Source organism: Kaistia hirudinis (assembly GCF_014196455.1).
Lineage (GTDB): Bacteria > Pseudomonadota > Alphaproteobacteria > Rhizobiales > Kaistiaceae > Kaistia > Kaistia hirudinis.
The window spans coordinates 1004313-1023861 of the sequence record NZ_JACIDS010000002.1 but is presented as its reverse complement, the minus strand read 5'-3'; the positions used below and the strand labels follow the sequence as shown (position 1 = coordinate 1023861).

Annotated in this window: 15 protein-coding genes and 1 tRNA gene; 7 read left to right on the top strand and 9 right to left on the bottom strand. The window is 64.9% G+C overall.

Going from position 1 to position 19549, the window contains the following annotated elements; translation table 11 throughout:
• Positions 1-98: 98 nt before the first annotated feature.
• Together GGR25_RS09945 and GGR25_RS09940 are read left to right on the top strand one after the other, a co-directional pair.
• The gene (locus GGR25_RS09945) at positions 99-1265 is read left to right on the top strand and encodes an MFS transporter (protein ID WP_183398564.1); all 1167 of its coding nucleotides are present in this window, start codon (positions 99-101) and stop codon (positions 1263-1265) included.
• 33 nt (positions 1266-1298) lie between these two features.
• Entirely contained in the window at positions 1299-2336 is a 1038-nt protein-coding gene (locus tag GGR25_RS09940) for an aldo/keto reductase (RefSeq protein ID WP_183398563.1), read from the top strand.
• A gap of 125 nt (positions 2337-2461) precedes the next feature.
• Here the strand turns inward: GGR25_RS09940 and GGR25_RS09935 are convergent.
• From GGR25_RS09935 to GGR25_RS09925, 3 genes are all read right to left on the bottom strand, one after another.
• Positions 2462-2538, bottom strand: a tRNA-Met gene (locus tag GGR25_RS09935).
• 204 nt (positions 2539-2742) lie between these two features.
• A complete protein-coding gene (aspS, locus tag GGR25_RS09930) occupies positions 2743-4524 on the bottom strand; it encodes an aspartate--tRNA ligase (RefSeq protein WP_183398562.1) in 1782 nt (593 codons plus the stop codon).
• 99 nt (positions 4525-4623) lie between these two features.
• Positions 4624-5310, bottom strand: a complete 687-nt coding sequence (locus GGR25_RS09925; protein ID WP_183398561.1) for a Crp/Fnr family transcriptional regulator — start codon at positions 5308-5310, stop codon at positions 4624-4626.
• Between the two features lie 415 nt (positions 5311-5725).
• Here GGR25_RS09925 and rnd point away from each other — a divergent pair, with 415 nt between their 5' ends.
• On the top strand, positions 5726-6886 hold the full coding sequence (rnd, locus tag GGR25_RS09920) for a ribonuclease D (RefSeq protein WP_183398560.1): 1161 nt from the start codon (positions 5726-5728) through the stop codon (positions 6884-6886).
• A gap of 12 nt (positions 6887-6898) precedes the next feature.
• On the opposite strand, the gene ppx is transcribed toward rnd, so the two are convergent.
• The 4 genes from ppx to GGR25_RS09900 all read right to left on the bottom strand — a co-directional run bounded on the left by ppx (position 6899) and on the right by GGR25_RS09900 (position 12589).
• Positions 6899-8443 carry an exopolyphosphatase gene (gene ppx / locus GGR25_RS09915; protein WP_380146343.1) on the bottom strand — a complete coding sequence of 515 codons (1545 nt, stop codon included), beginning with the start codon at positions 8441-8443 and terminating at the stop codon, positions 6899-6901.
• Positions 8430-10625, bottom strand: a complete 2196-nt coding sequence (locus tag GGR25_RS09910; protein WP_183398559.1) for an RNA degradosome polyphosphate kinase — start codon at positions 10623-10625, stop codon at positions 8430-8432. The genes ppx and GGR25_RS09910 overlap by 14 nt, the downstream gene beginning before the upstream one ends.
• A gap of 85 nt (positions 10626-10710) precedes the next feature.
• Positions 10711-11421, bottom strand: a complete 711-nt coding sequence (locus GGR25_RS09905; protein WP_343068007.1) for a P-loop NTPase family protein — start codon at positions 11419-11421, stop codon at positions 10711-10713.
• Between the two features lie 37 nt (positions 11422-11458).
• Positions 11459-12589: an AI-2E family transporter gene (locus GGR25_RS09900; RefSeq protein ID WP_183398557.1), complete on the bottom strand. Its 1131-nt coding sequence runs from the start codon at positions 12587-12589 to the stop codon at positions 11459-11461.
• Positions 12590-12721: 132 nt separating this feature from the next.
• Between GGR25_RS09900 and purM the strand changes: the two genes are divergently transcribed.
• The gene (gene purM / locus GGR25_RS09895; protein ID WP_183398556.1) at positions 12722-13795 is read left to right on the top strand and encodes a phosphoribosylformylglycinamidine cyclo-ligase; all 1074 of its coding nucleotides are present in this window, start codon (positions 12722-12724) and stop codon (positions 13793-13795) included.
• Entirely contained in the window at positions 13792-14451 is a 660-nt protein-coding gene (purN, locus tag GGR25_RS09890) for a phosphoribosylglycinamide formyltransferase (RefSeq protein WP_343068006.1), read from the top strand. Before purM ends, purN begins: the two co-directional genes overlap by 4 nt.
• Here the strand turns inward: purN and GGR25_RS09885 are convergent, their stop codons facing one another.
• Positions 14452-15207 (bottom strand): SDR family NAD(P)-dependent oxidoreductase, encoded by a 756-nt coding sequence (locus tag GGR25_RS09885; protein WP_183398555.1) that lies wholly within the window; start codon positions 15205-15207, stop codon positions 14452-14454.
• Between the two features lie 9 nt (positions 15208-15216).
• Positions 15217-17310 (bottom strand): molybdopterin-containing oxidoreductase family protein, encoded by a 2094-nt coding sequence (locus GGR25_RS09880; protein WP_183398554.1) that lies wholly within the window; start codon positions 17308-17310, stop codon positions 15217-15219.
• Between the two features lie 763 nt (positions 17311-18073).
• Here GGR25_RS09880 and GGR25_RS09875 point away from each other — a divergent pair.
• Both GGR25_RS09875 and GGR25_RS24570 read left to right on the top strand, forming a co-directional pair.
• Complete coding sequence (locus GGR25_RS09875) at positions 18074-18820, top strand: helix-turn-helix domain-containing protein (protein ID WP_183398553.1); 747 nt, start codon at positions 18074-18076, stop codon at positions 18818-18820.
• A gap of 272 nt (positions 18821-19092) precedes the next feature.
• Positions 19093-19500, top strand: a complete 408-nt coding sequence (locus GGR25_RS24570; RefSeq protein ID WP_210299866.1) for a hypothetical protein — start codon at positions 19093-19095, stop codon at positions 19498-19500.
• The last annotated feature ends 49 nt before the right edge of the window (positions 19501-19549 follow it).

Below are 19549 nucleotides of genomic sequence, written 5' to 3'. Positions count from 1 at the left end.
GTCTTTCAATTCACAGATGATGTTCCTATCGGCAGTCTACGTCACGCCAGCCATGCGGTCTATCTCCTGAGCCGAAACGCGGCTTTGCGGGAAAGATCATGCCTCTAGCGCTTTATGCCCTGACGGCCGGTGCCTTCGGCATCGGTGTCACGGAATTCGTCATCATGGGTCTGCTTCTGGAGGTCAGCGCCGATTTCGGCGTCTCGATCGCCGCGGCGGGCCTGCTCATTTCAGGCTATGCGCTCGGCGTCGTCGTCGGCGCGCCGGTGTTGACCGTGCTCACGGCGCGCTGGCCGCGCAAGACCGTCCTCCTCGCCTTGATGGCCATCTTCGTGGCCGGCAACGCCGCCTGCGCGCTGGCGCCGAGCTATGGTCTGCTGATGGCGGCGCGCGTGCTGACCGCCCTCGCCCACGGCACCTTCTTCGGCGTCGGGTCGGTGGTGGCAACGAGCCTTGTCGCGGCGGATCGCAAGGCCTCGGCCATCGCGATCATGTTCACCGGCCTCACCGTCGCGACCATTCTCGGCGTGCCGCTCGGCACATGGATCGGCCAGCATCTGGGCTGGCGCGCCACCTTCTGGGCCGTAACGCTGGTCGGCCTGGCGGCGCTCGCGGTCATCGCCCTGCTGGTGCCGAAGGACGGCCGGCCATCCGATGTCGGCGACTGGCGCGCGGATCTCGCGGCCATCCTGCGCGCGCCGGTGCTGCTCGGCCTGCTCACGACCGTGCTCGGCTATGCCGGCGTCTTCGCGGTCTTCACCTATATCGCGCCGATGCTGACCGGGATCAGCGGGCTCGCCCCGGCAGCGGTCTCGCCGGTCCTGTTCGTCTTCGGCGGCGGCCTCGTCGTTGGAAACCTCGTCGGCGGACGCCTCGCCGATCGCAGCCTGCTCGCCACCGTCTTCGGTACGCTCGCCGCTCTCGCGATCGTGCTCGCCTTGATGACGCCGGGGCTTGCCTCGCCGATCGCGGCCGTCGCGCTGACCGGCCTTCTCGGCATGGCGGGCTTCGCCACCGTCGCGCCGCTGCAGATGTGGGTGCTGTCGAAGGCCGAAGGCGCGGGCCAGAGCCTCGCCTCCTCCTTCAACATCGCCGCGTTCAATCTCGGCAATGCCGTCGGCGCCTGGGCGGGCGGCGCCGTGATCGAGCATGGCCCCGGCCTCGCCGCCGTGCCGCTCGTCGCCGCCCTCTTCCCGCTCGCCGCGATCGCCATTGCCGCGATCGCAGCGCGCGCCGGCCGGCCGGCCCTCGGCACGGCGCACTAACCCCTCCTCTACCCTCACCGCAAGGAGCGATCCATGGACTATCGTTTTCTCGGCCGGTCCGGCCTCAAGGTTCCGGTCCTCAGCTTCGGCGCAGGCACCTTCGGCGGTTCCGGCCCGCTGTTCGGCGCCTGGGGCAACACGGATGTGGATGAGGCGCGCCGCCTCGTCGACATCTGCCTCGAGGCCGGCGTCAACCTGTTCGACACCGCCGACGTCTATTCGGGCGGCGCGTCCGAAGCGGTTCTCGGCGCCGCGCTCAAGGGCCGGCGCGATCAGGCGCTGATCTCGACCAAGACTAGCCTGCCGATGGGCGATGCTCCGAACGAGGCCGGCTCGTCGCGCCATCGCCTGATCCGTGCCGTCGAGGACGCGCTGAAGCGGCTCGGCACCGATTATATCGACCTCCTGCAGCTGCATGCCTTCGACGCCGCGACGCCGGTCGAGGAGGTCCTGTCGACGCTGGATGCGCTCGTGCGCGCCGGCAAGGTGCGCTATGTCGGCGTTTCCAATTTCTCGGGCTGGCAGATCATGAAGGCGCTCGGCGTTGCCGACCAGCATGGCTGGCCGCGCTATGTCGCCAACCAGGTCTACTATTCGCTGATCGGCCGCGACTATGAGTGGGATCTGATGCCGCTCGGCGCCGACCAGGGCCTCGGCGCGCTGGTGTGGAGCCCGCTCGGCTGGGGCCGCCTGACGGGCAAGATCCGCCGTGGCGCACCATTGCCCGAACAGAGCCGCCTGCACGAGACCGCGAGCTTCGGCCCGCCCGTCGACGACGAACTCCTTTATCGCGTCGTCGATGCGCTCGAGGAAATCGCCGGCGAGACCGGCAAGACCGTGCCGCAGGTCGCCCTCAACTGGCTGATCCAGCGCCCGACGGTTTCGAGCGTGATTATCGGCGCGCGCAATGAGACGCAGCTGCGCCAGAATCTAGGCGCCGTCGGCTGGACGCTCACGGCCGAACAGATCGCCACACTCGACGCGGCCAGCCGCGTGACCGCGCCCTATCCGCACTTCCCCTATCACCGGCAGGAAGGCTTCGCGCGGCTCAACCCGCCGATGATCGGCTGAAATCAGCCAAGCGGCCCGGCCCCGAATTGCATTGGGGTCGGGATCTTGGAGATGAACCAAGATCCGCAAGGTCGAGGCCAAAAAGAAAAACCCCACCAACTCATCGAGTTGACGGGGTTTTTACTTGGTTGCGGGGACAGGATTTGAACCTGTGACCTTCAGGTTATGAGCCTGACGAGCTTCCGGGCTGCTCCACCCCGCGGCAAGCGCGGCGTCGCCGTCGCGCAGTGGTGATATAGAGGTACCCACCTGCTTTGAGAAGCCCTCCAGGCGATATTTTCATTTCGTCCACAGGGCATGACGGCATTAGCCGGAAAAGAAACGGGCGGGCACCGTAGTGCCCGCCCGCGAAATCGAGTGAACCGGGGCACGTGCCGAGGCCGTGCCGCCGGGAAGCGCCGTGCCGTCAGTTCGGCAGGTTCAGGCGGATGTGCAGTTCGCGCAGCTGCTTGGTCGTCGGATCGTTCGGCGCGCCCATCAAGAGATCCTGCGCCTGCTGGTTCATCGGGAACAGCGTGATCTCGCGCAGGTTCTGCGCGCCGCAGAGCAGCATGACGACGCGATCGATACCGAAGGCGGCGCCGCCATGCGGCGGAGCGCCATACTGGAAGGCGCGATAGAGGCCGCCGAAGCGCTCCTCGACATCGGCACGGCTGAGACCGACCAGTTCGAACGCCTTGACCATCGTCTCCGGCGACTGGTTACGGATCGAGCCCGACGCGATCTCGAAGCCGTTGCACACCGCGTCGTACTGGAACGCCTTGATGGTCAGCGGATCCTGCGTCGTCAGCGCCTCGAGACCGCCCTGCGGCATCGAGAAGGGATTATGCGCGAAGTCGAGCGCCTTCGTTTCCTCGTCCCATTCATAGAGCGGGAAATCGACAATCCAGCACAGCTCATAGCGCTCGGTGTCGACGAGGTTCAGATCGGTGCCGACGCGCGTGCGCGCCTCGCCGGCGAACTTGTAGAACTTCCTCGGATCGCCCGCGACGAAGAAGACGGCGTCGCCCTCGCCGAGGCCGAGCTGCGTGCGGATCGCGTCGGTGCGCTCCTCACCGATGTTCTTGGCGACGGGGCCGGCCCCTTCCAATGCACCAGCCTCGGTGCGCCAGAAGATATAGCCGAGGCCCGGTTGGCCCTGCTGCTGCGCCCAGCCGTTCATGCGGTCGCAGAAGGCCCGCGAGCCGCCGCCCTTGGCCGGGATCGCCCAGACTTCGGCCTTCGGATCGGCCTCGATCATGCGCGCGAACACCTTGAAGCCGGAGCCGGCGAAATGCTCGGTCACGGCCTGCATCTCGATCGGGTTGCGCAGATCCGGCTTGTCGGAGCCGTATTTGCGGATCGCCGTGTCATAGGGAATGCGCGGCCAATCCTTGGTGACCGGCTTGCCGTCAGCGAACTGCTCGAAGACGGACGTCATGATCGGCGTCATCGTCGCCCAGACGTCTTCCTGCGTGACGAAGCTCATCTCGAGGTCGAGCTGGTAGAATTCGCCCGGCAGGCGATCGGCGCGCGGATCCTCGTCGCGGAAGCACGGCGCGACCTGGAAATAACGGTCAAAGCCCGCGACCATCAGGAGCTGCTTGTACTGCTGCGGCGCCTGCGGCAGGGCGAAAAACTTGCCGGGATGGATGCGGCTCGGCACGAGGAAGTCGCGCGCGCCTTCCGGCGACGAGGCCGTCAGGATCGGCGTCGTATATTCCGTGAAGCCGGCATCGCCCATGCCGCGGCGCATGGCCGTGATGATCTGCGACCGCTTGACGATGTTGGCGTGCAGGCTCTCACGGCGCAGGTCCAGGAAGCGGTATTTGAGGCGCGTATCCTCGGGATAGTCCGGCTCGCCGAAGACGGGGAGCGGCAGTTCCTTGGCGGCACCGAGAACCTCGATCCCCTCGGCGAAGACCTCGACCGCGCCAGTGGCGAGGTTGGCGTTGATCGTCTCCGGCGTGCGGCGCTTCACGACGCCGTCGATCTTGATGCACCACTCGGCGCGCAGCTCTTCGGCCGTCTTGAAGGCGGGCGAATCCGGGTCGGCGACGACCTGGGTGATGCCGTAATGGTCGCGCAGGTCGATGAACAGAACGCCGCCATGATCGCGGACGCGATGCACCCAACCCGACAGGCGGACGGTTTCGCCCGCGTGAGAGTCGCGGAGCTGGCCGCAGGTGTGAGTGCGATAGCGATGCATGGTCGGATCCGCCGGATTCTCGGGTGTTCCAGGTTCCTTGCGGTTCCTGGCGCGACCGCCGGCCGCGCGCGCGGAAAAGCGCACGCGTGACATCCCTTGTCAAGCAAGCGCCAGCGCGCCCGGTGCCCTGCGCGGCGCTTCGGCCGCCACCTTGCCGGCGAGATCGGCATTGAGCAGCGCGCCGAGCGCGATGCCGATCGCCGGCCGCCGCGCCATCAGCGCGGACAGCGCTTCGCGGTCCCACGAGACATAGCGGGCGCCGGGAGCGACTGTCACGGTCGCTGAGGCGAGCGTGCCGCGCAGCAGCGCGACTTCACCAATGAACGTTCCCGCCGGCACCGTGAAGCGCACGCCATCCTTGGAGATGCTGATCTCGCCGGAGATGACATAGGAAAGCTGCGTCACCGGCGCATTGCGCCAGGTCAGAAGCTCCGTTGCCTCGGCCGTATGCCAGCGCGCGATGCGCATCAGGCGGCGATACTCGCCAGGAGAGAAGAAGGAGAAGCTGCGGTAGAGCTCGATCTCGTCCGCATTGAGCCCGAACACCGAGCGATCGAGCAGGAGGAGCGCGATCATGACGCCGTTGACGCCAAACATCACGACGCTCCAGAAGACCGGGCCCCACAGCACCTCCGGCGGCACCGCGAAGAAGTAGACGGCATTCAGGACCGTTCCCGCGAGCAGGAAGACGCGCAGGAGCAACTGGCTCTTGAAGAACATGGCCGCGACGGAGAGAAGCGCCGCCACATGGACGAGGCTGTTCGCTACGATTTCGAGCGTCGACATTGGATTGCACCGAATGATGGGTTCGGAACGCCTGTCCCCGTGGCGCTCCACGACCGAGAGATGCCGCATCCCGCGTCTGCATCCTATGAAGGCGGTCACAGTGCGCTGCCGCGGCGCTTCGCCTCCGATGCCCCTTGCATTCCGCAAGCAGCACCCCATCTAGGGTTCATCCCGCAAGAGCAGGAAGCGTGCCGGTCAGACGGCGGCGCTCCAACGCCGGTTCAGGACGGATGTACTCCGGACCGGCGGGCTCAGGCAGGCGGCGCCGGCGCCGCCAAGCCAGGGGTCAGAGATCGCCCAGGCCCGTAGTCGATGCCACGCAGGAGAGTTCCCGCGGGCCTTCGCCGGAGCCTGGGCTTTCCTTTTGCCGACATGCGCGCGACAAGCGCATTTCGCTGCGCTATTAGAACAGGCCATGTCAAATCTGATCGTCTCGACCGAAGACCTCGCCGCCGCCTGCCAACGTTTCGCCACCCATTCCTACGTCACAGTCGACACGGAATTCATGCGCGAAACGACCTACTGGCCGAAGCTCTGCATCATCCAGATCGCGAGCGAAGACGAAGCCGTCATCATCGATGCCGAGGCGCCTGGCCTCGACCTCGCACCCGTCTTCGCGCTCATGGCCGATGAAAAGGTGATGAAGGTCTTCCACGCCGCGCGCCAGGACATCGAGATCGTCTGGCATCTCGGCGGGATCCTGCCGCATCCGATCTTCGACACGCAGGTCGCCGCCATGGTGTGCGGCTTCGGCGAATCGATCAGCTACGACCAGCTGGTCAGCCGCATCACCGGCCATTCGATCGACAAGACCTCGCGCTTCACCGACTGGAGCCATCGCCCGCTCTCGGCGCACCAGATCGACTATGCCCTCGCAGACGTCACGCATCTGCGCGACGTCTACAAGTCGCTCCGCGACAAGCTGGACCGCCAGCAGCGAAGCGAGTGGGTGAGCGAGGAGATGGCGGTTCTCACCTCGGTCGATACCTATCAGGTCGAGCCCGAGCAGGCCTGGAAGCGGCTCAAGCTTCGCATCAAGAAGCCGCTCCAGCTCGCCGTGCTGCAGGAACTCGCCGCCTGGCGCGAGCGCGAGGCGCAGGCCCGCGACGTGCCGCGCGGCCGCGTGATCAAGGACGATGCGATCTACGAGATCGCCGAGCAGCATCCGACGACCGCCGAAGCGCTCGGTCGCCTGCGCAGCATTCCCAAGGGTTTCGAGCGCTCGCGCGTCGGCGAGGAGATCCTCGCCATGGTGCAGAAGGCCGCCGCGATCCCGAAGGACAAGCTCCCCCGCGTGCCGAAAACCCGCTCGACCGCCGACAACAATGGCGCTGCGGTGGATCTGCTCAAGGTACTGCTCAAGATGACCAGCGAAGAGCACGGCGTCGCAGCGCGGGTGATCGCGACGGTCGACGAGCTCGAGGCGATCGCCAATGACGACAATGCGGACGTGCCGCCGCTCGCCGGCTGGCGCCGCGAGCTGTTCGGCGACAATGCGCTGAAGCTCAAGCGCGGCGCGATTGCGCTGCGCCTCGAAGGCCGGCGCGTCACGCTGATCGACAACGGCCGCGCCTGACCCGAAGCGACGCTATTCGATGATGATTGCCGGCCGCATGCCGGCGATCTTGGCGAGCTGCGCGATCCGGCGGCCGAGACGGCTGCCGGCGAGCATCTCCCGATCCGGCGGCAGCACCAGCGCGAGCTGGTCGCCGCGCGCCTCGATCCGCGTCCGCGGGATCACCCCGGCCATGGCGCCCGAGACGAGATAGGCGACGCGCAAAGCGGCGCCGAGCGCCCGCGCCCGTTCCATCAGCCGCGTCGATGCGAGTTCCCGGATGCGCGAGGAGAGATGCTCGTCGACGAGACCCTCGTGCCGATAGTAGTTCGCGAGCGCCAGATAGGCCCGGCCGGGATGGTCGATGCCGACGAAGGCGCCATGGGCGATCAGGTTCAGGCTCTGCTCGCCGCGATAATCCGGATGACCGCGCCAGCCGATATCCGCCAGAAGGCAGGCGGCGATGCGCAGCCGCGCCTCCTCTTCCGTCTCGTCCAGACCGAGCGCCGCCATGGCCTCGGCCGTCCACGGGCCGAGCTCGTTGGCGTGTCCCGGCGAGCGGGAGCGCAGCAAGGCGAGCTCGGACGAAGCGGAAATCAGCGGATCGCTCGCCCGTTCGGCCGGATCAAGCAGGTCGTACAGCAGCCCCTCGCGCACGCCGAGCGCCGAGATGATGATCTGCGAAGGCCGCATGGCACGGATCACCTGCTCCAGCACCACGGCGCCATAGGGCAGCAGGACACGGCGATTCTTCGACACCGCCTCGATCGAATCGAGCGAATCGGCGTCGCGCCGCGCAACCATGCGGCAGAACTCCAGCGCCTCGTCCGCCGGCATCGCATATTCATGCATGATGTGCAGCGGATAGGCCTTCTGGCGCATATGCAGCCGCGCCAGCGAGCGCCAGGTGCCGCCGATCGCATAGAAGGGCCGGCCGGCGCCGGTCGGCAGCACCTTGGAGGAGGACAGCGCCTCCGCGGCGATCTTCTCGGCCTTCTTCAGCGTCTTTTCGGAACTTTCCTCGAGCCGCAGGCCGCCGAGCGGGAAAGTCTCGCCGTCGCCGATCTCGTTGCCCCTGACATCGACCACCTCGAGGCTGCCGCCACCGAGGTCGCCGGCGATGCCGTTCGGATTGTGGATGCCGGAGAGAACGCCCATCGCCGAGAGGCGCGCCTCTTCACGGCCCGACAGCAGCGAAACCTCGACGCCGGTGATCCGCTCGATCTCGGCGAGGAAGGCGGGCCCGTTCGAGGCCTCGCGCGAGGCCGCCGTCGCCAGCACATGCAGCGACTTGACGCCCATCTGCTCGCACAGGCCCATGAAACGGCGGACCGCCGCGAGCGAGGCCGCGACCGCATCGTCGTTCAGCCGCCCAGTCGCGGCGATGCCGCGGCCGAGACCCGCCAGTTCCTTCTCGTTGAACAACGGCATCGGCGAGCGGCTCAGCCGCTCGTATACGACGAGGCGAACCGAGTTCGAACCGACATCGATGATCGCGATGGGGCCGTTGCCATCGAGACGACCGGGGGCGAACTCGCCGGTCGCCGTCACAGGGGCTGCGCGCTCAGTGCTTGGCACGGTTCCCGATCGAGCGCGGCGAGCTGGTCTTGAGCGATTTTCCACGTCCGGAGAGACTCGGGTTGGTCATGAAATACTGATGGGCGTTGAAGGGCTGCTCGCCCTTCTTCGGGTGGATGCGCCGCGAGGTGCCGTCCGAAAGAATCTCCCAGCTCTGCTGGTTGTCCTTCAGATTGGCGACCATGATCTGGTCCAGCACCTGCTCGTGCACCGTCGCGTTCTGCATCGGGATCATCGCCTCCACGCGGCGATCCAGATTGCGAGGCATCATGTCTGCTGAACCGATATAGACAATCGCTTCCGGCGAGGGCAAGCCGTGGCCGTTGCCGAAGCACAGGATCCGTGCGTGCTCCAGGAAGCGGCCGACGATCGACTTGGCGCGGATCCGGTCGGAAAGTCCGGGAACGCCGGGCCGCAGGCAGCATATGCCGCGCACGATAAGATCGATCTCGACGCCGGCCCGGCTCGCGTCATAGAGCGCGTCGATGATCTGCGGATCGACGAGCGAGTTCATCTTCATCCAGATCGCGCCCGGCCGCCCGGCCTTCACATGCTCGATCTCGGCATAGATCAGGTCGAGAATGCGCTTGCGCAGGAAATGCGGCGAGGTGGAGAGCGCTTCCATCTCGACCGGCTCGGCATAGCCGGTGATGTAGTTGAAGATCCGCGCGACATCGCGGGCGATGACCGGATCGTCGGAGAAAAAGGACAGGTCCGTGTAGATGCGGGCGGTGATCGGGTGATAATTGCCCGTCCCGATATGCACATAACTCCGGAGCGCCCCACCCTCGCGACGCACGACCAGCGAGAGCTTGGCGTGCGTCTTGAGCTCGATGAAGCCATAGACGACCTGCACGCCGGCGCGTTCCAGATCGCGCGCCCACTTGATGTTCGCCTCTTCGTCGAAGCGGGCCTTGAGTTCGACCAGCGCCGTGACGGACTTGCCGGCCTCGGCGGCCTCGGCCAGCGCCTGCACGATCGGCGAGTTCTTCGAGGTGCGGTAGAGCGTCTGCTTGATCGCGACGACATCGGGGTCGAGCGCGGCCTGGCGCAGATACTGCACCACGACGTCGAACGATTCGTAGGGATGGTGGACGATCAGGTCCTTCTGGCGGATCGCGGCGAAACAGTCGCCGCCATGCTCCCTTATGCGTTCGGGAAATCGGGCCTGATACGGCGGGAACTTGAGGTTCGGCCGATCAATCCCCACCAGTTGCGAAAGGTCGTTGAGCGCCAGCATGCCTTCGACGAGGAAGATCTCGTCCGGCAGCACGGCGAGCGCGCCAGCCACGAAGTTGCGAAGCGATTCGGGCGTCGCGGCCTCGATCTCCAGGCGGATCACAGACCCGCGGCGCCGGCGCTTGATGGCCGTCTCGAAGAAGCGGACGAGATCCTCCGCCTCTTCCTCGACCTCGAGCTCGGAATCGCGGATGACGCGGAAGGCGCCCTGCCCTTCGACGACATAGCCGGGGAACAGCCGCCCGGTGAACAGCGACACGAGCTGCTCGAGGCTGATGAAACGATCGACGCCCGGCGCCGAGTCCGGAAGGCGGATGAAGCGGTCGATCGTCATCGGGATGCGCATCAGCGCCGTCATGCGCGCGCCCGTCGCCGGCCGCACGAGCTGCAGCGCGAGCGAGAAGCCGAGATTCGGAATGAACGGGAACGGGTGCGCCGGGTCGATGGCGAGCGGCGTCAGGATCGGAAACACCGAATCGAGGAAATAGGCCTCGAGATAGGACTTGTCGGCGTCGGTCAGCTCGCTGACATCGACGGCCATGATTCCGACCGAGGCCAGCTCGGCGCGAAGCTGGACCCAGCGCTGCTGCTGGTCGCTCGCCAGGATCGAGACCGCCTCGCCAATGCGCATCAGCTGTTCGCTCGGGGTCAGGCCGTCATCGCTGTTCGGCCCGACGCCTTCGAGCTGCTGCCCGCGCAGGCCCGCGACGCGGACCATGAAGAACTCGTCGAGATTGTTCGCGGAAATCGACAGGAAACGCAGCCGCTCGAGCAGCGGATGGTTCGGATTGCCCGATTCCTCGAGGACGCGTCGGTTGAACTGAAGCCAGGAGAGCTCGCGATTGACGAAGCGCTCGGGGCTGTGCCGCAAGCGCTCAGCGTCGGCCTGCGTGGCGCTCAGGGCCTCGAGGGCCGCCTGGGCATCCGGATTGGTCTGGTCCATCGTGTCCTTCCCCTCGGTACGCGCCTGCTATACCGCGCCAATATGACGATTTCGTCATGGCTCGGCAAAGCCGTCTCACGATCGCTCAGAAAGGCAGTTCGGGCTCGTTGCCGAAGTCGCGGTCGAGCACCTCCGCCGCAAGCTGGCGCGTGACCGGCCGACCGGCGGCGAGCGCGGCCTCGTCGAGCGCGGCCACGACATGGTTGGCCGCCTCCAGCGAGCGTTCGATGCGGCGCACGATATAGGTCGCGAGCGCCGGATCGACGCGGAGCTGGCGGTCGGCGAACAGCTTGACCAGGACGCGCTCGAGCAGCGCGTCGTCGGGCGGCAGCAGTTCCACCAGCAGCGCGGCGCGAAGGCGCGAGATGAGATCCGGCAGGGCCAGCGCCATCGCCGCCGGCGGCTGGCGGCTCGTCAGCAGCAGATGCGCGCCGCGCTCGCGCGCCCGGTTGATCAGGTGGAACATCGCCGGCTCGTCGATGACGCCGCGATCGACATCCTCGACGAGCAGCCGCCCGCCGGCGAGCAGCGGCTCGACGTCCTGTTCCCGAAGGTCACGCGCCGCGATCTGCGCCGCGCCGGCCGCCTCGCTCCAGATATGCCCCAGATGCGTCTTGCCGGACCCGGCGGGGCCGACGAGCAGCACGATTCGGCTCTGCCAATCCGGGAAGCGGTCGATCAGGGCAGCCGCGTTCTCGTTCGCCGTGCCGATCAGGAAATCGGCCCGCGTCATCTGGGGGTTATGCGGCAGGCTGAGGGCGAGCTGGCGGACGCTGCCGCCTTGCGACGGGGACACTCCGGTCTCCTCGTCGCCCTCCCCGCCCGCTTCGGAGCTATTCATCGTCGTCTATGGTGCCGACACCGCGATAGATGGGGCTTGTGAGGTAGCGGGCGAGCGCAAAGCGCATCAGCACCGCGATCGCCGCCGTTGCCGGAACGGCGATCAGCAGGCCGATGAAGCCGAACAGGACGCCGAACGCGAACAAGCCGAACATCAGCCAGACCGGATGCAGGCCGACGGAGCGCCCCACAAGGCGCGGCTGGAGAATGTTGCCCTCGAAGAACTGGCCGGTGACGAAGATCGCCACCGTTACCGCAACCCAGATCCAGTCCGGCCAGAACTGCACCAGCGCCACGCCGACCGCGACGACGAAGCCCACCGTCGAGCCGACATAGGGAATGAAGCTCAGCATGCCGGCGCCGAAGCCGATCAGCAGGCCGAAATTGAGGCCGAGAATGGCGAGGGCGAAGCCATAGAACGCGCCGAGGATCACGCAGAGCAGGCCCTGGCCGCGCACGAAGCCGGCCACCGCTGTGTCGATATCCCGGGCAATCATGCGGATCGTCTCGACATGGTCGCGCGGCAGCCAGCTATCGATACGCGCGATCATTCGGTCCCAGTCGACCAGCAGATAGAAGGCGACGACCGGCGTCACCACCAGGAGCGAGACGACGTCGATCAGCGCCGCACCGCCGCTCCAGATCTGCTGCATCAGCGTGGTCAGCCAGCTCGCCGCCTGGCTCATGAGCTGGCCCATCGAGGCTTTCAGCTGCGCCTCGTCGATGCTGAAAAGCTGGCCGAAGCGCGTGTTCAGGAACGAGGTGAAGAACTGCTGCAGCTGCTGCGCATAGGTCGGGATCTTCTCGATGAAGGCGACGAGTTGGTTCGCAAGGATCGGCACCAGCACGACGAACAGCAGCACGAGCAGGACCACGAACACGACGAGAATGACGAGCGAGGCCGCAAGGCGGCTGAGGCCGAGCCGCTCCAGCCAGTCAGCCACGGGATCGAGCGCATAGGCCGTCGCCATGCCCGCGATGAACGGCAGCAGCACGGTGCGGAACATGAACAGAAAGATCAGGAAGACCGCGAGGGTCACGAGCCAGAAACCGATCTGTCGCTGCAAGGTCACGGCGCGGCTGCCCCAGGGGTTACGATCGGCGAGGCCGTTCAGGCTCGTCATCCAGATAGGGCGAGTGCGCGAGCCGGGTCAAGCCGACGAATATCGGGGCCGGCGGGGCGCCAATGCTCGATTTGCGGTTGACGCCGCGCCGCTGGCATGATCCTCCCTCGGCATCGAAACCGGGACGAGCCGATGAACGACAGGACGCGCGCGCCGAACGCCCTCCGCTATGCCGATGCCGGCGTGGACATCGATGCCGGCAACCGGCTCGTCGACCGCATCAAGCCCCTCGTCAAGGCGACGCGCCGGCCGGGTGCGGACGCGGAGATCGGCGGGTTCGGCGGGCTGTTCGATCTGAAGGCCGCTGGCTATTCCGATCCACTGCTCGTCGCGGCAAATGATGGCGTCGGCACCAAGCTCAAGGTCGCGATCGACAGCGGCATTCACGACACGGTCGGCATCGACCTCGTCGCCATGTGCGTCAACGATCTTGTGGTGCAGGGCGCCGAGCCCTTGTTTTTCCTCGACTATTTCGCGACGGGCAAGCTCGACGTGGACGCGGCGACGGCCGTGGTCGCCGGCATCGCCGAAGGTTGCCGCATCGCCGGCGCCGCGCTGATCGGCGGCGAGACGGCCGAAATGCCCGGCCTTTATGGCGACGGCGACTATGACCTCGCGGGCTTCGCCGTCGGCGCGGTCGAGCGCTCCGGCCTGCTGCCGCGCGCCGACATCGCGGCCGGCGACGTGCTGCTCGGCCTCGCCTCTTCCGGCGTCCATTCGAACGGCTTCTCGCTGGTGCGGAAGATCGTGGAACTCGCGGGCGTCGACTACGCCGCGCCTGCCCCGTTCGCTCCCGAGGCGACGCTCGGCCGTGCGCTGCTGGAGCCGACGCGGATCTATGTGAAGCCGATGCTCGCCGCGATCCGAAAGACCAATGCCGTCAAGGCGATGGCTCACATCACGGGCGGCGGCTTCATCGACAATATCCCGCGCGTTCTGCCCGATGAACTCGCCGCGGCCATCGATCTCGACGCGGTCGTCGTGCCGCCGGTCTTCGGCTGGCTCGCCCGGACCGGCGGGGTCGAGACGCGCGAGATGCTGCGCACCTTCAATTGCGGTGTCGGCATGATCGTGGTCGTCGCCGCCGAGGCGGCGGACTCGGTCGCGGCCAGCCTCCAGGTGGAGGGCGAGCGCGTGATGCGACTCGGTTCGCTGGTACCGCGGACGAGCGAAGGCGTCGTCTTCTCCGGGACGCTCTCGCTGTGAAGCGCAAGGTCGGCATCCTGATCTCGGGGCGCGGCAGCAACATGTCGGCGCTGATCGATGCGGCTGAAGATGCTGATTTTCCTGCCGAAATCGCTCTCGTCCTATCGAACCGCGCCGACGCCGGCGGCCTCAAGGTCGCCGAAGACGCAGGCCTCGCGACGGCCGTCGTCGACCACAAGGCCTATGCCGACCGCGCGAGCTTCGATGCCGCGGTCGATGCACGGCTGCGCGAGGCCGGGGTCGAGATCGTGTGCCTCGCCGGCTTCATGCGGCTGCTGACGCCTCCCTTCGTCGAGGCCTGGCGCAACCGGATGATCAACATCCACCCATCGCTGCTGCCGCTTTTCCCCGGTCTTCATACGCATGAGCGGGCGATCGAGGCGGGCATGCGGCTCGCCGGCTGCACGGTGCACTTCGTGCGCGCGGAGATGGATTCGGGACCGATCATCGCCCAGGCTGCCGTGCCGATCGCCTTTGACGATACGCCGGAAACCCTTGCAAAACGGGTACTTAGCGCCGAGCACGAGATCTATCCGCTGGCGCTGGCGCTGGTCGCGGGCGATCTCGTCTGGGTCGAGGGCGAGCGGATCGCCTATGCCAGCGAGCTGCCGCTGGACCTTCAGGACCTGATCACCGCGCCCGCATTCGAGGGCTGATCAGACCAGGAACTGGCCGCCGCTCGCGTCGATGCACTCGCCGGTCACCCAGCGCGCATCGTCCGAGACGAGAAACGCAACGATATCAGCGACATCGCCGGTTTCACCGACCCGGTTGAACACCGAGCGCGACGCCGCGATCGCCGCGCCTTCCGGCCGGTTCACCCAGGCGCTCATATCCGTGCGGATGATACCCGGCAGCACGGCGTTGACCGTGATTCCGCGCGGGCCGAATTCCTTTGCGAATGAACGGGTTAGGTGGTTGAGACCGGCTTTGGTCATGCCGTAGAGCATCGCATCCGGCAACGCTTTCCGCGACAGGCCCGAGGAGATGTTGACGATCCGCCCGCCGTCGTTGAGTTTCGGCGCCAGCGTCTGCGTCAGGAGAAACGGCGCGCGGAGATTGACCGCGACCAGCGCATCGAACGTCTCCGCATCGGCCTCAGGCCCCTCGGGAAGCTGATGGCCGGCATTATTGACGAGAATATCGAGAACGGCACCCTCGCCGATCTTGTCCTCGACCTGCGCCAGAATCGATTGGGCTGCCGAAACCTCGGCAAGATCGGCGCCGACGAGAAACGGCCGTGCCGCAAAGCTCGCGATTTCTTCAGCCAGCGCCGCAGCCGCATCGGCGTTCCTGGCATAATGAATGCCGACATGGGCGCCTTCGCGGGCGAGGCGCAGCGCGATCGCCCGGCCGATGCCGCGCGAAGCGCCGGTGACGAGAGCGGTTTGGCCGGATAATCTCGACGTCATTTCAATGCCTTAGCTCGCGATTGGCCGCAGCCAGACCTTGGTGTCGTGCACCGCCGCGCCGCCGAAGGGCGCGACCGGGTCGGCGCCCGTCAACGTATTGATTCCATTGCCATCCTCGAAGGCGCTGTTCGCCCAGATGCCTTCGGAGATCACGACGCCGCGCTTAAGCCCGTCGAAGAAGCGCGCATGCAGCCGCACGGTGCCGCGCTCATTGCCCATCGCCAGCAGGCCGCCATTGGCGATACCGAGCGCCGCCGCATCGTCGGGATGGATCATCACCTCGGGCCGCCCCTCCTTGGCGATCGATCCCGGCGTCTCGTTGAAGGAGGAATTCAGGAAGGAGCGCGACGGCGAGGTGGCGAGTCGGAAGGGATGGCGCGCATCGGCCGCCTCGATCGCCTCCCAATGGTCGGGCAGGTCCGGCATCGCCGCGAACGGACCGACCGTGCCGTAATTCTCGGTGCGGACCTTCGTCCAGTCGACGCGGAAATGATACTTGCCGTCCGGATGGCCGAAGCCGTCGAGGAAATGGGCGCGTTCGAACGGCGTCTGGCAATCGAGCCAGCGCTTCTCTTCGAGCTCCTCCAGCGTGCCGCGATTGGACCGGCGCAGCAGATCGTCGATCAGTTCGCGCTCGCTCATGAAGAAGCCGGGATGGGTGAGGCCGAGGCGGGTGGCGAGGCCGGTGATCACCTGATGGTTGGTGCGACAGCCTTCCGGCGGCTCGACCTGCTTGCCGCCGAAGATGATGTATTGGTGGCCGCCGCCCTTGTAGATGTCGTCATGCTCCAGGAACATGGTCGCCGGCAGCACGATATCGGCCATCTTCGCCGTATCGGTCATGATCTGCTCGTGCACTGCGACGAAGAGGTCCTCGCGCGCGAAGCCGGCCTTGACCTTGGTCTGGTCCGGGCAGATCGAGACCGGATTGGTGTTCTGGATGATCATGGCGGTGACCGGCGGCCCGCCCTTCAGCGCATCCGAGTCATTGGTCAGCACGTCGGCGGTGCGCGACTGGTCGAGCTGGCGCACGGAGCGGTCGATCAAATCCTCGCCCTCGATCACCGACGCGTCGAGCTTGAAGATGCCGCTGTTCGAATGGAACGCGCCGCCGCCCTCATATTGCCATGACCCGAGCACGGCGGGGATCGAGAGCACGGCATGCATCGCCACCGCGCCGTTCCTCTGGCGCGAGAAGCCATAGCCGATGCGGAAGAAGGTCCGCTTCGTCGTGCCGATCAGCTTCGCGAATGCCTCGATCTCGGCGACCGAGAGCCCGGTGATCGCGGCCGCCCATTCCGGCGTTTTCGCGCGAAGATGCGCCTCCAGCTCCGCCGGCGCGTCGGTGTAGCGCGCGAGATAGGCGCGGTCGGCATGGCCGTCGCGGAAGAGGATGTGCATCAGCGCGCAGGCGAGCGCGCCATCCGTGCCGGGCTTGAGGCAGAGCGCAAGATCGGCCTGCTTCATGGTCTCGTTCTGGTAGATGTCGATTGCAACGATCTTCGCGCCGCGCTCCTTGCGCGCGCGGATCGCATGCGTCATGGCGTTGACCTGCGTCGCCACTGCATTGGTGCCCCAGAGCACGACGCAATCGGCCTTCACCATCTCGCGCGGATCGGCGCCCGCGATCCGACCGGCCCCGGCGATATAGCCCGTCCAGGCCATGTTGACGCAGATCGTGCCATAGAAGCCGGAATAGCGCTTCTCATGCCGGAGGCGATTGATGCCATCGCGCTGCACGAGGCCCATGGTGCCGGCATAATAATAGGGCCAGACCGTCTCGGCGCCGAGTCGCGCCTCGGCCTTGATGAAGGCCTCCGCGATCTCGTCGAGCGCCTCCTCCCAGCCGATCGGCGCCCATTCGCCACCGCCCTTTTCGCCTTTGCGGCGAAGGGGTTGCGTCAAGCGGTTCGGATTATGAATCCGCTCGGCATAGCGCGCGACCTTGGCGCAGATGACGCCGGCCGTATAGTCATTGTCCTTCGCCCCCCGAACCCGCCCGATCCGCTTCCCGTCGAGCACCTCGACATCGAGCGCGCAGGTGGACGGACAATCATGCGGACAGGCCGAATGGCCGATACGAAGGGGAACGTGCTGGTTCATCGGGCGTGGGGCTCGCTGGTGGTGCGAGAGGTGTTATGGCGCGATGCGGCAGGGGTGTCGAGGGAGGGAACGACACCGCGCGGTGTCGTCGAGCAACACCGGCGCGTCACCCTGCAGTTTGAAAGCCGACGTGCCCTCGCACCTCTGTGTGATGCGAGTTCTAGGTTCAAGCTCATAACGTCTACCCACGAACGAGCCAGGCTGCACCGAAGGCTGGCAAGTTCATCTCCAGAGAACAGTCTTAGTGCCCCACGCCTGGGGGACAGAACGTTGCAACGAATCCAGAATGGCCCTTTTCCGTATTTCAGCCATTGATGTGGGTTCGCCGTTGATGCACGTTATAGACGCAGTCGGTTAGGCGCAGGTTGCGCCTTGCATTTCGCACCTTGTTACCCATATCGCAAAATTGAGATACGACCGAACATGCCGTGTATGATTATGTGCTTCCTCAAGGAGGACAAGAGGACTGACGTGATTGAGGAATGGTATGGCGCCCAGACGAAAGCAGTGCAGGGCGTGTTCATTTCTCGACTGCGGGTCATGTCCCAAGCGAGCCAAACCGACTGGAATATCAAACACGTCAAGCCGCTAAAGTCATTCAAGGGCCTGCTAGAGATTCGCTTTAAGGCCGATAATGTCCAACGGCGGATTCTGAGTACCCATCGACCCAATAGCGCATTCACTATGCTTTACCCGGCGACCGAAAAAAATGACAGGTTCGTCCCCCCCGATGCTCCCAACCAGGCCAAGCAGCGAAAGCTCATTGTCGAATCCGATAGCACAAGAGAGCGCCCGCACCCTTTCAAGTTGGGATGACGATTTCCTTGCTTTGCTCGATGACAAGGACTTTCGGACCGCATTTGCAGCGGATCATGTTCGCTCGTGGATTGCCACTCAAATTCGCGCCCTGCGCGAGCAGAGTCCTCGCAAGTGGACACAAGCCGAACTCGCCGAGAAAATGGGCACTCGCCAGAGCGTGATTTCACGCCTGGAGGATCCAGACTATGGCAAGATCACCTTGGCTACGCTTTTTGAGATCGCCTCGGCGCTGGACGTGCCCCTATTTGTAAGTTTTGTCGGCTGGAGCAAATGGCTTAAGGAGATGGCCGATGTTTCTCGTGAGGCGGCAGAAACCGAGAGTTTTGATCTTGCGTCAATTCGGAACGAGCGAGCACTTGAATGGGTAACTAGATGGCAGAGCCAAGTGACGCAAACGGTGTCCGATACCCTTTTTGAGACGCTTCGGCACCATCTGGATGTTATTCATTCAGGCCAATCTACTCGATCATCGGCTTTGTCGTTAAATTCGATGCCTATTGCTTATACTCACCGACCCACACCCTCCACGCAACTGGCCAACAGCTCTTGGCATCGCCAAGCGATTAACGAATTTCTTTCCGAAGAAAGTGGACCACCAGCGCGAATTTCTGCCAACGAACTAGATTTCTCTAGACAAGATTTGCCGGAAGGCTTTCCCCAGATGCCATATATGCAAGGTCCGGGCGAATGAAACTTGTCAATATAGAGACGTCTCGTGTCACTCGGATATATCCCCCAGATGAGATCCAGCCATGGGGCGGGTTTTACGCTCCTGCTTTGGCGAAGGCCATCGTCGACCACTATGAGTTCCAATCCCCACCCTCCCCGAACCCGGAGACTCCGAATTCTATAATATTGACAGGTGGTCGGGTACTGGTAGACGGCTCGACGCCCATTAACATCAAGTCGCTGGGACTATATCCTGACGGTTTCATTGTTGACACATATGAGACCGCCGGATCGATGGCCGTGGCCATGGAATTTGAAAGATGGCTCGTCGAGAATTTTGCGTTCCGCTACCCGAAAAAATCTCCAAGGAATCTATACGACAGCAATCTTATTGTAGACTTCGACGAGGACATCAGCAGATCGCTGGGTATATTAGTCAGTATGGGACAGGCAATTGGCGGCGCACTTTATCAGACATACGAGACTTATGTGCCCCTCGGCGTTCATGCGATTGCATTCTCAGCAGACCCGGAATACGTCACGACTCATGGAATTCAATTCAAAACTGATTTTTCCATAGTCAGGCGTCTAGGGCACCCGCATAGCGGCAATCGCTACTTCTGCACCGCGCCCTTGCCTAACCGTACTCACTTCGATCTTCTAATTAATCTTGAAAATATCGCACTGGGACGCATCGCCTAGACTGAGCGCAATATAAAAGCTGCGGATTCAGTGGGTGATGGTCGCGATG

What these genes read in the sequence shown, in the direction of transcription:
- rnd (WP_183398560.1), top strand. Translation starts at nt 5,726, where the DNA reads ATGTCAAATCTGATCGTCTCGACCGAAGACCTCGCCGCCGCCTGCCAA.
- GGR25_RS09925 (WP_183398561.1), bottom strand. Translation starts at nt 5,310, where the DNA reads ATGTCGACGCTCGAAATCGTAGCGAACAGCCTCGTCCATGTGGCGGCG.
- GGR25_RS09885 (WP_183398555.1), bottom strand. Translation starts at nt 15,207, where the DNA reads ATGACGTCGAGATTATCCGGCCAAACCGCTCTCGTCACCGGCGCTTCG.
- GGR25_RS09940 (WP_183398563.1), top strand. Translation starts at nt 1,299, where the DNA reads ATGGACTATCGTTTTCTCGGCCGGTCCGGCCTCAAGGTTCCGGTCCTC.
- aspS (WP_183398562.1), bottom strand. Translation starts at nt 4,524, where the DNA reads ATGCATCGCTATCGCACTCACACCTGCGGCCAGCTCCGCGACTCTCAC.
- GGR25_RS09900 (WP_183398557.1), bottom strand. Translation starts at nt 12,589, where the DNA reads ATGACGAGCCTGAACGGCCTCGCCGATCGTAACCCCTGGGGCAGCCGC.
- GGR25_RS24570 (WP_210299866.1), top strand. Translation starts at nt 19,093, where the DNA reads ATGGCCGTGGCCATGGAATTTGAAAGATGGCTCGTCGAGAATTTTGCG.
- GGR25_RS09880 (WP_183398554.1), bottom strand. Translation starts at nt 17,310, where the DNA reads ATGAACCAGCACGTTCCCCTTCGTATCGGCCATTCGGCCTGTCCGCAT.
- GGR25_RS09945 (WP_183398564.1), top strand. Translation starts at nt 99, where the DNA reads ATGCCTCTAGCGCTTTATGCCCTGACGGCCGGTGCCTTCGGCATCGGT.
- GGR25_RS09910 (WP_183398559.1), bottom strand. Translation starts at nt 10,625, where the DNA reads ATGGACCAGACCAATCCGGATGCCCAGGCGGCCCTCGAGGCCCTGAGC.
- purM (WP_183398556.1), top strand. Translation starts at nt 12,722, where the DNA reads ATGAACGACAGGACGCGCGCGCCGAACGCCCTCCGCTATGCCGATGCC.